The organism is Vibrio chagasii, assembly GCA_041879415.1.
Lineage (GTDB): Bacteria > Pseudomonadota > Gammaproteobacteria > Enterobacterales > Vibrionaceae > Vibrio.
Map to the genome: position 1 here is coordinate 2,335,018 of CP090851.1, position 13,723 is coordinate 2,348,740.

The 13,723-nt window shown below is 43.7% G+C and carries 11 protein-coding genes; 7 read left to right on the forward strand and 4 right to left on the reverse strand.

Translation table 11 applies throughout. The features are described from left to right. Window positions 1-191: 191 nt before the first annotated feature. From L0991_10550 to L0991_10570, 5 genes are all read left to right on the forward strand, one after another. A complete protein-coding gene (locus L0991_10550; protein ID XGB61856.1) occupies window positions 192-800 on the forward strand; it encodes a peroxiredoxin C in 609 nt (202 codons plus the stop codon). Between the two features lie 315 nt (window positions 801-1,115). After that, on the forward strand, window positions 1,116-1,859 hold the full coding sequence (locus tag L0991_10555; GenBank protein XGB61857.1) for a copper homeostasis protein CutC: 744 nt from the start codon (window positions 1,116-1,118) through the stop codon (window positions 1,857-1,859). A gap of 100 nt (window positions 1,860-1,959) precedes the next feature. Further along, window positions 1,960-2,907 (forward strand): LysR family transcriptional regulator, encoded by a 948-nt coding sequence (locus L0991_10560; protein ID XGB61858.1) that lies wholly within the window; start codon window positions 1,960-1,962, stop codon window positions 2,905-2,907. A gap of 138 nt (window positions 2,908-3,045) precedes the next feature. After that, complete coding sequence (locus tag L0991_10565) at window positions 3,046-3,600, forward strand: YadA-like family protein (GenBank protein ID XGB61859.1); 555 nt, start codon at window positions 3,046-3,048, stop codon at window positions 3,598-3,600. A gap of 190 nt (window positions 3,601-3,790) precedes the next feature. Further along, entirely contained in the window at window positions 3,791-4,282 is a 492-nt protein-coding gene (locus L0991_10570; GenBank protein ID XGB61860.1) for a hypothetical protein, read from the forward strand. A gap of 9 nt (window positions 4,283-4,291) precedes the next feature. On the opposite strand, the gene phoU is transcribed toward L0991_10570, so the two are convergent. The 4 genes from phoU to L0991_10590 all read right to left on the reverse strand — a co-directional run bounded on the left by phoU (window position 4,292) and on the right by L0991_10590 (window position 9,912). After that, window positions 4,292-4,990, reverse strand: a complete 699-nt coding sequence (phoU, locus tag L0991_10575) for a phosphate signaling complex protein PhoU (GenBank protein ID XGB61861.1) — start codon at window positions 4,988-4,990, stop codon at window positions 4,292-4,294. Between the two features lie 74 nt (window positions 4,991-5,064). Continuing rightward, entirely contained in the window at window positions 5,065-5,883 is an 819-nt protein-coding gene (pstB, locus tag L0991_10580; protein ID XGB61862.1) for a phosphate ABC transporter ATP-binding protein PstB, read from the reverse strand. 1 nt (window position 5,884) lies between these two features. Beyond that, window positions 5,885-7,594: a phosphate ABC transporter permease PstA gene (pstA, locus tag L0991_10585; GenBank protein XGB63886.1), complete on the reverse strand. Its 1,710-nt coding sequence runs from the start codon at window positions 7,592-7,594 to the stop codon at window positions 5,885-5,887. Between the two features lie 101 nt (window positions 7,595-7,695). Beyond that, window positions 7,696-9,912, reverse strand: coding sequence for an ABC transporter permease subunit (locus tag L0991_10590; GenBank protein ID XGB61863.1), 2,217 nt, complete (start codon window positions 9,910-9,912; stop codon window positions 7,696-7,698). A 200-nt stretch (window positions 9,913-10,112) separates the two neighbouring features. Between L0991_10590 and ppk1 the strand changes: the two genes are divergently transcribed. Further along, complete coding sequence (gene ppk1, locus L0991_10595; GenBank protein XGB61864.1) at window positions 10,113-12,209, forward strand: polyphosphate kinase 1; 2,097 nt, start codon at window positions 10,113-10,115, stop codon at window positions 12,207-12,209. Further along, window positions 12,200-13,711, forward strand: a complete 1,512-nt coding sequence (gene ppx, locus L0991_10600; protein ID XGB61865.1) for an exopolyphosphatase — start codon at window positions 12,200-12,202, stop codon at window positions 13,709-13,711. Before ppk1 ends, ppx begins: the two co-directional genes overlap by 10 nt. The last annotated feature ends 12 nt before the right edge of the window (window positions 13,712-13,723 follow it).

Consider the following 13,723-nt stretch of genomic DNA (forward strand, 5'->3'; position numbering starts at 1 on the left):
AGTAGGATAAGTTACACGAAGGTCCTAAGACCTGAGAAAAGGACAAAGAATAAGCTTATCGCTTTTTTCGATGAACTTAATCTATTTAATTCGCTTTTTTCTATAGTACCGATTGTACTATAGTTTGTCGCGTAGAAACGGAGCCCAAACAAAGATGTGTTGGGCCAACTAATTTTTTAGGAGATTCCAAAATGGTACTAGTAGGTCGTCAAGCCCCTGACTTTACTGCAGCAGCTGTTCTAGGTAACGGTGAGATCGTTGATAACTTCAACTTCGCAGAATTCACTAAAGGTAAGAAAGCGGTTGTTTTCTTCTACCCACTAGACTTCACTTTCGTTTGTCCTTCAGAGCTAATCGCTTTCGACAACCGTCTAGAAGATTTCCAAGCTAAAGGCGTTGAAGTAATCGGTGTTTCTATCGATTCTCAATTCTCTCACAACGCATGGCGTAACACTGCTATCGCTGACGGCGGTATCGGTCAAGTTAAATACCCACTAGTTGCTGACGTTAAGCACGAAATCTGCAAAGCATACGATGTTGAGCACCCAGAAGCAGGCGTTGCTTTCCGTGGTTCTTTCCTAATCGACGCTGACGGCCTTGTACGTCACCAAGTAGTTAACGATCTTCCACTAGGTCGTAACATCGACGAAATGCTACGCATGGTAGATGCACTAAACTTCCACGAGAAGAACGGTGAAGTTTGTCCTGCACAATGGGAAGAAGGTAAATCAGGTATGGACGCATCTCCAAAAGGTGTTGCAGCATTCCTATCTGAGCACGCTGACGACCTAAGCAAGTAATTACATTCTTAAGCCCGACTCAACACGGGTGAATGGTTGGATGACTCTCTATAAAGAGAAATAAAGCATAAGCTACAGCGCAAAGCGCACCGCCAATCAGTTAAGAAGTAAAGTCTTATCCAAAGCCCGAAGTTAACGCTTCGGGCTTTTTGCACCTATTGCTTCCACAATGATTTATTCCTTGCTCACCTCCACTATGAATAGGGGTAACCGCAAAGCGAAACTTTACCTCTATTTTCCTCTATCACTACCTATTCAGAATCGTCTCAAGATTGCTATGATTTCCTCAGTCTCAATTTGAACGAGTTAAATATCATGAACATCGAAATTGAAGTTTGTATCGATAACCTAGAATCTCTACATAATGCTCTAGCAGGCGGAGCAAATCGTATTGAGCTCTGCTCTTCACTAGCACTTGGTGGATTAACTCCAAGCCTAGGAATGATGAAGCAAGCCGCTCGCATCTCATCGGTCCCCGTGTATGCCATGATTCGCCCAAGACAAGGCGACTTCATCTTCGATAATGACGATATGATGTGCATGCTTGATGATATCCAAGCCGCTGCCGATGCTGGTTTAGATGGTGTGGTATTAGGTGTGCTTACCGCTCAAGGTGAAATAGACATGGCTGCTATGAAAGCACTAACCTCAAAAGCCCACCAGCTAAAACTTGGCGTGACCTTTCATCGTGCTATAGACCAACTTAAGGATTACCAAAAAGCCATAGAACAGATTGTCGAACTTGGTTGTGAACGTGTTTTAACTTCAGGTTTAGCAAGTAACGCGGAGCAAGGAAAAGATATTCTCAAGGAAATGGTTAAGCTCACTCAAGGCCGCTTAGACATTATGGCTGGGGCAGGCGTTACCGCTGAAAATGGCCGAGAAATTCTTAAGCACACTGGCGTTCAAGCACTGCATCTATCTGGCAAGTCGACAAGACCAAGCTTAATAACACAAGCCTCTCAAGCTCAAATGGGGCATGATGATGTAGACGATTACTTAATCCCAGTAACGAGCACGGCAAAGATTCAAAACCTGATAGCCTCGCTTAACAAATAGATAAACACCGAGAGCTGACTAAACACCAACACAACATGGCTAGTAAAAGCTTAGAAGTCACGTATATTAGTAAACTCAATATGGCAACTCATGGAATGTTATGGCTAAGGATCTATTCAGCTCTCTTGATTTAAACCTATTGCGTACCTTTTTGATTGTTTACCAGGAAAAAAACACCAGAAAGGCAGCAGAGCGTTTATTCGTCTCTCAGCCAGCAGTGAGTCAAGCTCTACAGAAACTACGTCATCACTTTTCAGATGATCTATTCGTGAAAGTGCATGGAGGACTGCAAGCTACTGCGTTTTGTGAAGACCTTGCCAATACAATAACCCCTTACTTTCATGGATTAGAATCAGCACTCAATAAATCGATTCAATTTCAACCTAGCGATATTGATTATAAGATCCGCCTAGCACTCTCTCCTGTAGTACTTACTTGTCTTTCCGGCTCTCTATATGCGCGGATAAAAGCGCAAGCACCTAACGCTCAACTGGAACTATTAAGTTGGAACCTATCGACGCAAGAAGATATACAAAAAGGCATCATCGACTTAGGTGTTAGTTATGTCATTCCCAATTCAACAAAAGAGGTTTACGCTAAGAAGCTCCTAGACCTAACTGGGCGCATTTTTGTTAGGCAAGACCATCCAATCAAAAAGTCCCTAATAGAACCAAAGGACATGGCTGGTTTTGAAATAGCTTCAATGATTTCTCCTGGTTGGAATGATAATTATAGTTACGCAGCAAAGTTACTTGAGAGCTACTCTATTGAACACAAAGTTGGTTTTCGTTCAGAACTTATTATGGCCATTATCGATGTGATCTTACACACCGACATGTACATGCCCCACTCCAATATATTTCCAGTGGAGAATTACCCAGGCTTAAGAGCGATTGATGTGTTAGTTGAAGGGGAGCATTACCAAATTCCAATTCATGCTCACATGCATATCAAAAACCGGAACGCTCCAATAACTCTCTGGCTATTTTCAGAGATCAAACAAGCCCTGATAGAACAGGTTAATAAGCAAGACTTATCACAAGTATAAAAACACCTACTTAGCCTAAAAATAATACACTGTTTAATATTTACTCCATCGACACGGAGTCAATAAATTAAACCATAGTAAGGATGCTCAATATTTAATCTTATTGAGAGTGTATTCAATGAAAAGTCAATTATTGCAGTGTCACTAGCTACTGTATTTTCACTTCCTGCGATCGCAGATGTTGATGTTCAAAACCCTATCTGGAATGAACAGCCATCAAACCCAATTGAATTACCAAAACCAATAAATCCGATTGAACAGACCCCAACTCAACCTAAATTACCTGAGCCGTCTCAGCCAATTGAAAATACACCATGGCAGCCACCTATAGATGGTGAACTTCCAGACATCTCAGGCCCAACTGAAGCTGAGCGAGCATCTGCTCTTGAATTAAGCTTCAATGCAATGGCCGCAGAATATAATGCGAAGTTCAATGATCATGCTGAACAAATGGATGGTATTCGTGCAAGTTTGCACGCTGTAACGAATGCTCGTCCATTCGTTACCAACGGTGAATTTGCTATTGGTGCGGGTGTTGGCTTTGCAGGATCGAAAGAAGCACTTGCGTTAGGCGGCGCATACGGAATCAATGAAAGCCTAAGTGTTTCTGGCACTTTCCACTATGAAACATCAGGTAAATACTCATCTTCAGATGTTGCTGGCGGCGTTGGCCTTCAGTACAGCTTTAAATAGAGCACTCTCTCCCTGCTATGGATGGTGGGGACTTCAACAAATAAAAGGTTAGTGTGATTGGAGTGTTGAATGATAAATAGCACAAGTTAGCTTGTCATGAGCCTTCATCCCCACTAAGCCATTCTTTTAATTAGATCTTCATAAGGATAAGTTAATGCTAAGGAGTGCATCAATTTACCTCGGTGGTACTATGAAATTTAGAACTCTTCTCCTAGTGTCAGCTTTATTCTCAACCTCAGCTTTTTCAACCGGTCTTCACCTTTCACCAGAATTTAAAATAGGCCCTTATCATGGATTTGGTGTTCAGGTTGGCTTGACTGATGTCGCGGATCTAGGTGCGCTTTACGTAAGCTACTCAGATATTTGGTACGAGAGTGGTCGTTATGATGAAACGGTAAACTCGTATCGGATTGGTATCCAGAACATGTTTGGTTCACAGCAAATTCACGGCTTTCAAGCTGAGATTGGATTTGCCGACTACGACGGTGAAAAGACACGTTCTGACATTACGGAAAGTAAGACTGCGACAGGCTTAAGTTTAGGTGGTGCCTATGTGTATCAAGCAACGCCAATACTCGCACTCAGAGCGGGGGCCGACTTGAATCTGTTTGATCACAATAAGACTTTTGTACCTTACAACACCACTATCAACTTAAACCTAGGCGCTATACTGAGCTTCTAGCTAAGCTGTTTACTTTAGTGCGTCATCTAGGCTCTGATCGCCAAGGTGACGCACATCTTTGCCTTTAACGAAGTAGATAATGTACTCACAGATATTCTGGCAACGATCCCCCACTCGCTCAATGGCTCTCGCAGACCACATCACTTGCAAGATGTTAGGAATATTCTTCGGGTCTTCCATCATATAAGTCATCAATTGACGAATCACCGCTTCGTATTCAGCATCCAATTTGTCATCAAGTTTATGTACCTCTGCTGCCGCATCCACATCCATGCGAGCAAATGCGTCTAAAACTTGGTGTAGCATGGTGATTGCTTGTCGGCATAGAGGCTCTAGCGATACATGGAATTTTTGTTCTTTTGTCGAAGGGATATCAATAGCACCCTGTGCGATCTTCGAAGCAACATCACCAATACGCTCCAGGTCAGTAATCGTCTTGATGATCGCCATTATCAAACGCAGATCTTTTGCCGTTGGCTGACGCTTAGCGATAATACGAGTACATGCCTCATCAATCGACACTTCCATCGCATTAACTTTATGGTCATCACGAATCACTTTCTTCGCTAGTTCCAAATCATCTTTATGGAGTGCCTGCATCGCAAAAGAGAGTTGCTGCTCCACCAACCCACCCATAGTCAATACATGGGTACGGATAGACTCTAACTCGACGTTGAATTGTCCTGAGATGTGGCGACCAAATTGCATGTCAGCTCCTTAAAAAGAAATGGATAAGTCATTTATATTGGAGTGACTTAGCTCCAATGATGAGAACGGTACAGTTAACCGTATCGACCAGTAATGTAGTCTTCCGTTTGATTTTTCAATGGCGACGTAAATATTGAATCCGTATCTGAGTACTCGATCAATTTTCCCATATGAATAAAGGCAGTATGGTCACTCACACGCGCAGCCTGCTGCATGTTATGCGTTACGATGACAACCGTATATTGCGTCTTGAGGTCGTTGATTAGCTCTTCAATCGTCAATGTTGAAATAGGATCCAATGCCGATGTCGGCTCATCCAACAACAAGACCTCCGGCTCAATCGCGACAGCACGTGCAATCACCAAACGCTGCTGCTGACCACCAGACAAACCGAAAGCATTCTCATGTAAACGATCTTTTACTTCATCCCACAATGCAGCAGCACGCAGTGATCGTTCTACGGCATCATCAAGATCTCGGCTGTTGCTCACACCTTGCAGCCTCAGTCCATAAACCACATTTTCATAGATAGATTTAGGAAACGGGTTTGGGCGCTGAAACACCATACCGACACGGCGACGCAGAGTCGCAACATCAACTTTAGGATGGTAGATATTCTTGCCATGAAGCTTCACTTTTCCGGAAACTTTGCAGCCTTCGACAAGATCGTTCATACGATTGATACAACGTAGTAAGGTCGACTTACCACACCCCGAAGGACCGATAAATGCCGTCACCTGCCCTTTGGGTATCTTCATAGAGATATCATCGAGCGCTTGGCTTTCTTTGTAGTAAAGATTGAGCCCTTCAATCGAGATAGCAATTTGTTCTTCCTTTAGATTATGTACATCTAAAGGTGCTTGGTAACCCAAGGTTTCATTAATTGAGAACATCTTAATCTTGTCCTAAGGTTCGGTACTTTTCACGTAAGTTATTACGGATATTAATCGCCGTTAAATTCAGCCCCACGATAACCGTAACCAATAAAAACGAAGTCGCATACACCAATGGACGCGCAGCCTCTATATTCGATGTTTGAAATCCAACATCATAGATATGAAAGCCTAAATGCATGAACTTTCTATCTAAGTGTATGTACGGAAACTGACTATCAACAGGCAAGCTTGATGCAAGTTTTACAACACCTACCAGCATTAATGGAGCCACTTCACCCGCAGCTCTTGCAATCGCCAAGATCAAGCCGGTAATGATCGCAGGGCTTGCCATAGGCAGAACAATGCGCCACAAGGTCTCAAACTGAGTCGCGCCGAGCGCTAAAGAGCCATGCCTTACCGAGCTTGGGATACGAGTTAAACCCTCTTCGGTCGTCACAATCACGACAGGGAGTGTCAACACAGCCAAAGTCAGTGCAGACCAAAGTAAGCCTGGTGTCCCAAAGGTAGGGGCAGGTAGTCGCTCTGCATAAAACAGAGTATCGATCGAGCCACCAATGGTATAAACGAAAAAACCTAAACCAAAAACGCCATACACGATTGAAGGCACACCGGCTAGGTTGATAACCGCAATTCGAATCAAACGGGTAAGCGCATTGTTTTTCGCGTATTCATGTAAGTAGATCGCCGCCACCACCCCAAGAGGCATCACCACAATCGACATCAGAATAACCAGTAACACTGTACCAAAGATAGCTGGGAAGACGCCGCCTTCTGAATTAGACTCGCGTGGGTTTTCTGATAAGAACTTCCACACTTGGTGACCCCAGTGCCCTACCTTCTCAAGGTAAGACATATTGTTCGGATACCAGTAATCCAGAATATGACTGAGCGAGATTTCAACCTGCTCACCCGTCATATCTTCAACAAGTAAACTCTCAACATTCAACTGTGTTCTGAGGTGCTCTAGCTTGATTTCGGCTTCATCTAACTGCTTATTGAGCTCAAGCCTAGTTGCGGTATAAGTTTTAAGGTACTCATCGCTCACAGACTCATTAAGTTCTAACTTACGCTTTTCTAGACGTAAGTTTTCCAACTGCCAGCTGATGTTACGAATCTCTTGGTTTACCACGCGTGACGTTTCAGCACGCAAGGTGTCAGCGAAAGCTAAACCATCTTTAAGCTTTTGGTCGATATCGGTGTAAAAAGTTCCCGATGCTGTTTTAAAACCAACCGGCTTACCAAAAAAGTAACCACCTCGGCTACGCTCTATCACCGCCCAATCTCGGGGAGTAGTAGGCTCGAGTAAATTCACATCCAGAATCGAGACAAAATCAGCAGGATAGAGTTCTCTATTCGCCACCTTGATGCTCAAACGTTGTATCAACCCTGTAGCAATGTTCTGGGGTGATAGTAGATCGTGAGCTTGCGGAACTTGCTCTATTGGAATGTATTTGCGTTCATACAGCTGACCGATCAACACATCTTGTTGAGATACGGTTTCATCGAGGTCCACAACCAAAGATAGATCTTTAGAGTCGACTTGCCACTGATACAAAGGCGCAGGCCAAAAGTAGGTCAGCCCTTTCCAGCCGATCAACAGCATCAACCCAAGAACCGAAAGCATACTGATGCTCACTGCCCCACCGGTTAGCCAGATCCACGGCGAGCCAGATTTAACCCATGATAGCAATGACTTGAGCCTATTCATCATGTGCTACCTGAGAGTGATTCAGCGAGTAACGATGCACGCAGTTCGCCAAGCCCCCAAAATTTATAAGCATAGATTCAGATTGAGGTGACACATTAACACTATAAAGCACGATATTTATCTCTCAATCTTTGTCGAACCCACTCCGCTAGCGAGTTCACAGCGAAGGTAAAAATAAACAGCAATAGCGCAGCTAAGAACAGCAAACGGAAATGCGACCCACCCACTTCCGATTCTGGAAGTTCGACAGCAATGGTCGCGGATAGTGTCCTCATCCCTTCTAAAATATTCCAATCAAGAATTGGCGTGTTGCCTGTCGCCATCAGGACGATCATGGTTTCACCAACGGCTCGCCCTAATCCCATCATGACCGCCGAAAAAATACCGGGGCTGGCTGTCAGTAAAACGACATAAATCAGGGTCTGCCACGCGGTTGCACCAAGCGCGAGTGAACCATCAGACAAGTGCTTCGGCACAGAGAAAATCGCATCTTCAGCAATCGTAAAAATGGTCGGGATAACAGCAAAACCCATAGCGAAACCGACTACTAGAGCATTACGTTGGTCAAAATCGATCCCATAGCCTGCTAGGAAAGTGCGTATATCACCGTCAAACAACAAGGCTTCGATACTGTTGCCCGCTGCGAATACTATAACGACCGTTGCAATCAGTACCGGAATCAAGATGAGTGCGTGCCAACCATTAGAGAAACGACTTGTCACAACCTTAGGTAAACAGAACCAAACAAGCCCTGTAATCAAAGCGCTCAGAGGCAACATCACCATCAAAGAGAATACAGCGGTTAAGTGAGTTTCAACGATTGGCGCAAACCATAGACCCGCGAGGAAACCAATGATTACGGTAGGCAAAGCTTCCATTAACTCAATCGACGGCTTCACTACTCGTCGCATGCGTGGCGACATAAAGTAAGCGGTATAAATTGCACCTAACACTGCAACAGGCACCGCAAACATCATGGCAAATAGCGCAGCTTTGATGGTACCAAAAGTGATAGGAACCAAACTGAACTTCTCTTCAAAGTCATCATTGGCAGAGGTTGATTGCCATACATACTGCGGCTCTGGATAACTCTCATACCAAACTTTTTGCCATAGTGAAGAGAATGAAATCTGAGGGTATTCATTGTCGACTTTCGCCACACTGATTTTATCATCAATCAGTGTCGCCAAATGTAGCTCATTGGCCGACATAGCAGCTAACTGAGGTGACTTATCAAACGCACGCTCAAACAGAGACAACTTTTCGCTGGTCGTATAATGGCTCTGTAATGTGCCGTTTTTGTAGAAGCTGTAGAACCCTTTTCGGTAGGTATCTGGCAGGATAAATTGTACTTCTTCAGCGAGCTGGAAATCTCGAATATGGGTTAGGCTACGCTTTTCATCTTTCAGCACATCAAACCACTGGGAGACTTGTCCATCCTGATGCGTAACCAACAACGAATAAGCACCAGACAACAAATCGATACTTTTCACATCGTGTTTGGCGTCATTCAAACTCAGATCGATCACCTCACGAACATCAAACCCTTTTTCAGCGAGCTTTAGCACCACTAAGTCAGACTTTGCTCGAAGGTATAAACTCTGCCCGTCAGGTGTCATCAATAACTGCTGCTGCGCGCCAAGCTTATCCGATAACCATTGACTATTCTTTAATACATAGCCACCAGCTAAGTCGCTTTGGTACCACTTTACTAGCACTCGTTGATCAGTTAACTGAGCGGCAACAGTAATATCGCGCCCGCTTTTAGAGAATACGAATTTATCAATCAACGCGCCGTTCGCAGTTTCGTCGGCTAAGAAGGGGTGAGGCAGAGCAACTTGCTCGATTTTTGGTTCAGCTTCAGCGCCCTTTTGGAGTACTGGCGCACTATACTCAGGGTAGAAGAAAGTGATATTGCTTGCGCTATCGGCAAAAGCAAACCAATTTTCAGCAGGGGTATTTCGAGAGAACGCAATAGGATCTGCTAATACACTTCGTTCGAAATAAGAGTGTGTATTTTGCGAGTCTAAGTCCCAAAACTGAACCAAACCAGACTTTTCGACAGTAAAGGCGTGTTGACCGTACTCATCAACCGATAGTGCGATAGGCTTATCTACCGCTACGGTTTTAACCGCTTGATCCGTCTCTAAACCAGTATCGGAAAATACCGGTAAAATGACCATTGCTAGATATACGAAGATCAAAACCAAGGCAGCTAAAACACTGACACCACCACATGTCACCGAAAAACGGACGAGACGATCTTTCAACCATCTTTTTTTGTCGCGCTCTTTCAATGAAAATTGGGCTGAAGCCATCTGTTTATCTACCTTTTTTTAGCTGCTGACATAATATGTATCTTAGATGACAATTATATTACAAGCTACGTTAAACAACTGAAACTAATAACAACTTTGTTCACCCTTTTTATTATCCAAAGATCATTACTTTTGTGAGCGCTAACGTTATAAATTAAACTAGTCACCCCAATAGTCAGCATTCAAGGATCAACAATACGATGGAAAAAGACTATGTCGCAAAAGAACTTAGCTGGTTATCGTTTAACGAAAGAGTGCTTCAAGAGGCCGCTGACAAGTCTGTCCCTTTGATCGAAAGAGTTCGGTTTCTGGGGATCTACTCGAAAAACCTCGATGAGTTCTACAAAGTCCGATTTTCCGACGTAAAACGCAAGATCTTATTGCAAGATCCTGAGTCAAACTCTGATACCTCAAAAAACTTGCTGACTCAGATGCAACACAAGGCGAATGAGCTGGATGTTCATTTTCATTCACTTTACAAAGAGTTGTTGCTCGAATTAGCACGTAATCGTATTTTTTTGGTTAATGAACAGCAAATTAATACCGAGCAGAGTGATTGGCTTAAAAAATACTTTAGAAAGAAAATACTCCCGCATCTCACGCCTTTGCTACTCAACGAAGATAGCCAACTGCTCAATATCCTCAAAGACGAACAAAGTTACTTAGCTATCGATATTGAGCACAATGGGTCATCTCAATACGCTCTGTTAGAGATTCCATGTGACGCTTTACCTCGATTTGTCAAACTGCCGAGTCCGTCAGACTCACAACGTACTACCCTGATCTTATTAGATAATATAGTTCGCTTCTGCCTAGACGACTTACTTAAAGGCTTTTTCGAATACGATTCGCTGCGTTGCTTCGCCATCAAAATGACACGAGATGCAGACTATGACCTACAAGAAGACAGTAACTGCAGCCTTTTAGAATCGATGTCGATTGGCATTGAGCAACGTTTAACAGCGCTGCCGATACGCTTGATCTATGAATCCGAGATGCCACAAGAGATGCTGAATTTCTTACGAATCAAGCTCAAACTATCCGATTATGACAGCGTACTCTCTGGCGGTCGTTATCAAAACTTTAAGCACTTCTGTGATTTCCCAGCCCTTAATCGAGATGATCTCGTTAATGTGCCTCTCTCACCGATTAAGTGTGCGCCGTTTGCTCATTACAGTAACTATTTTGAAGCAATCAAAGCTCGCGATATCTTGTTGCACTACCCGTACCATACTTTCGATCACATTACCGAACTGGTCAGGCAGGCTTCGTTTGATCCCAAGGTAACGGTCATCAAAATCAACGTTTACCGAGTTGCTGAAGGTTCTAAGTTACTTAACTCGATCATTGATGCAGCCCACAATGGCAAGAAAGTCACCGTAGTGGTCGAGCTTCAAGCCCGTTTTGACGAGCAAGCTAACATTCAGTGGGCAAAGACACTTCAAGAAGCCGGAGTGAAGGTGGTTTATGGCATCCCCAGCCTAAAAATACACTCAAAATTACTGCTCATCAGGCGTAAGGACGGCAAGGCTATGGAGAATTATGTTCATATAGGTACAGGTAATTTTCATGAAATCACCGCTCGTATCTATACCGACTTCTCCTTGCTTACCGCAAATCCAGAGCTCACGGATGAAGTTCGCCAAGTCTTCAAATACATCGAAAATCCTTACCAGAAAACGCAGTTCAAACAACTGATAGTCTCACCTAAAAATACTAGAAAGCGTCTATATCAACTGATCGACAAAGAGATTCAGCATGCCTCAGAGGGTAAGCCTGCGAGCATAACTTTAAAGCTCAATAACTTGGTGGATCGTGAAATCATTGAAAAGCTCTATCTAGCCAGTCAAGCCAACGTAAAAGTTAAAATGATCATTCGAGGTATGTGCTCACTGGTTCCGGGAATACCCAACATAAGTGACAACATTGAGATCATCAGTGTCGTCGATCGTTTTCTTGAGCACCCAAGAGTGATGATCTTTCACAATGCTGGAAAGCCTAAGGTTTACATATCTTCCGCTGATTGGATGACTCGCAACTTTGACCATAGGATTGAAGTAGCAACACCAATCCTAGACTCGAAGATCAAGCAAACCATCATCGATATCACCGAGTTTCATTTTGACGATAAACGTAAGGCGCGGATGATCGATCATGCGATGAGCAATCAGTATAAGCCGTCACCCAACACTCAACTTACGCATTCCACATCACAACTCGCCACTTACCACTATATTAAACATATAGAGAAGCAAGCTCGTAAGAAGTACAAGCAAGAGAAGAAATCATGCCGCTAAGTGACGACAAACAATCAAGATGCATTGCTGCCATCGATTTAGGTTCGAACAGCTTTCATATGGTGGTCGCTCAAGTGTTTGGCAAACATCTACAACTCGTCAGCCGACATAAACAGAAAGTACGCTTAGGCGATGGGCTGGATGATCGCCACCAGCTATCAGATCAAGCGATTAATCGCGGGCTAGATTGTCTAAAAGTATTCGCAGAACGACTCACTGATTTTGAGATAGATGATGTTAGAGTCGTTGCTACTCATACTCTACGAAAAGCAAAGAACTCAAATACCTTCATAGAACAAGCCAAACTCATTTTTCCTTTTCCCATCGAGATCATTTCAGGGCAAGAGGAAGCGCGATTGATCTACAACGGGGTTGAACATACTCAGACCGCATCCAAATCAAAGCTCGTTATCGATATTGGTGGAGGAAGTACTGAGATAGTGACCGGACAGGGCTTCACACCCGAAGTCATACATAGTTTACCTATGGGGTGCGTCAGCTTTACTCAACGTTTCTTCAGTGATAACCAGCTAACTTCTCAGCATTTTGCTACCGCGTATACCGCAGCGATTCAACTGTTAACACCTGTCATTAAGAACTACCAAGCCGCCTCTTGGGAGATCGCTTTTGGCTCATCTGGCACCGCGAAATCAATTAAAGAGGTACTCAAGGGTTTGGGCTTTGTCGATGAGCACATCACGCCACAACGGCTTACTTATCTAAAAAACCATCTAGCGGAGTTTTCATCTGTAGAGAGCATCAAACTGTTGGGTTTGAGCGATGAGCGGAAGCCCGTGTTTGCTGCCGGTGTTACGATTCTTTCCGCTGTTATGGATAGCTTAAATATAGATGAGCTGTATGTCTCTGATGGAGCATTAAGAGAAGGCGTGCTTTATGACATGGAAGATAAGTTCAAGAGCCTTGATATAAGGTCTCGTACCGCAGAAACATTACTCTCTCGCTATCATGTTGACTTAACACATGCCGAAAAAGTCAAACAGACAGCCAACGCCCTATTACTACAAGCAAAACCACAACTAAAAGGCACTATAGACTCTGAGTTATTTGACCTACTTGGTTGGTCTGCACTGCTACATGAAGTAGGCCAAAGCGTGGCATTCCAAGGATATCACCGCCATTCAGCGTATCTAATTAAACACACCACCATGCCCGGTTTTAATACCGAGCAACAACGTCTAATTTCTATCGTCGTTCGATGTCAAAGAAAAGCGATCAAGCCGCAAGACTTGCCAACATTATCACTGTTTTCGTTGCAACAAGTGACGCTGATGATTCGAATTCTTAGGCTGGCAATCTTACTCAATCGACAACGCAGCCAAGCACCAGTGCCCAATATAAAACTAACCATAAAGATGGATGACCATTGGTGTTTGACTGGTAAAAAGAGTGACTGGTTAGATACAAACCAACTACTCAATTACGAGTTAAAAGAAGAACAGCAGCGCTGGAAAAGTGCCGGTTGGTGTTTAGATTTGAAATGAGGGAAATAGCCT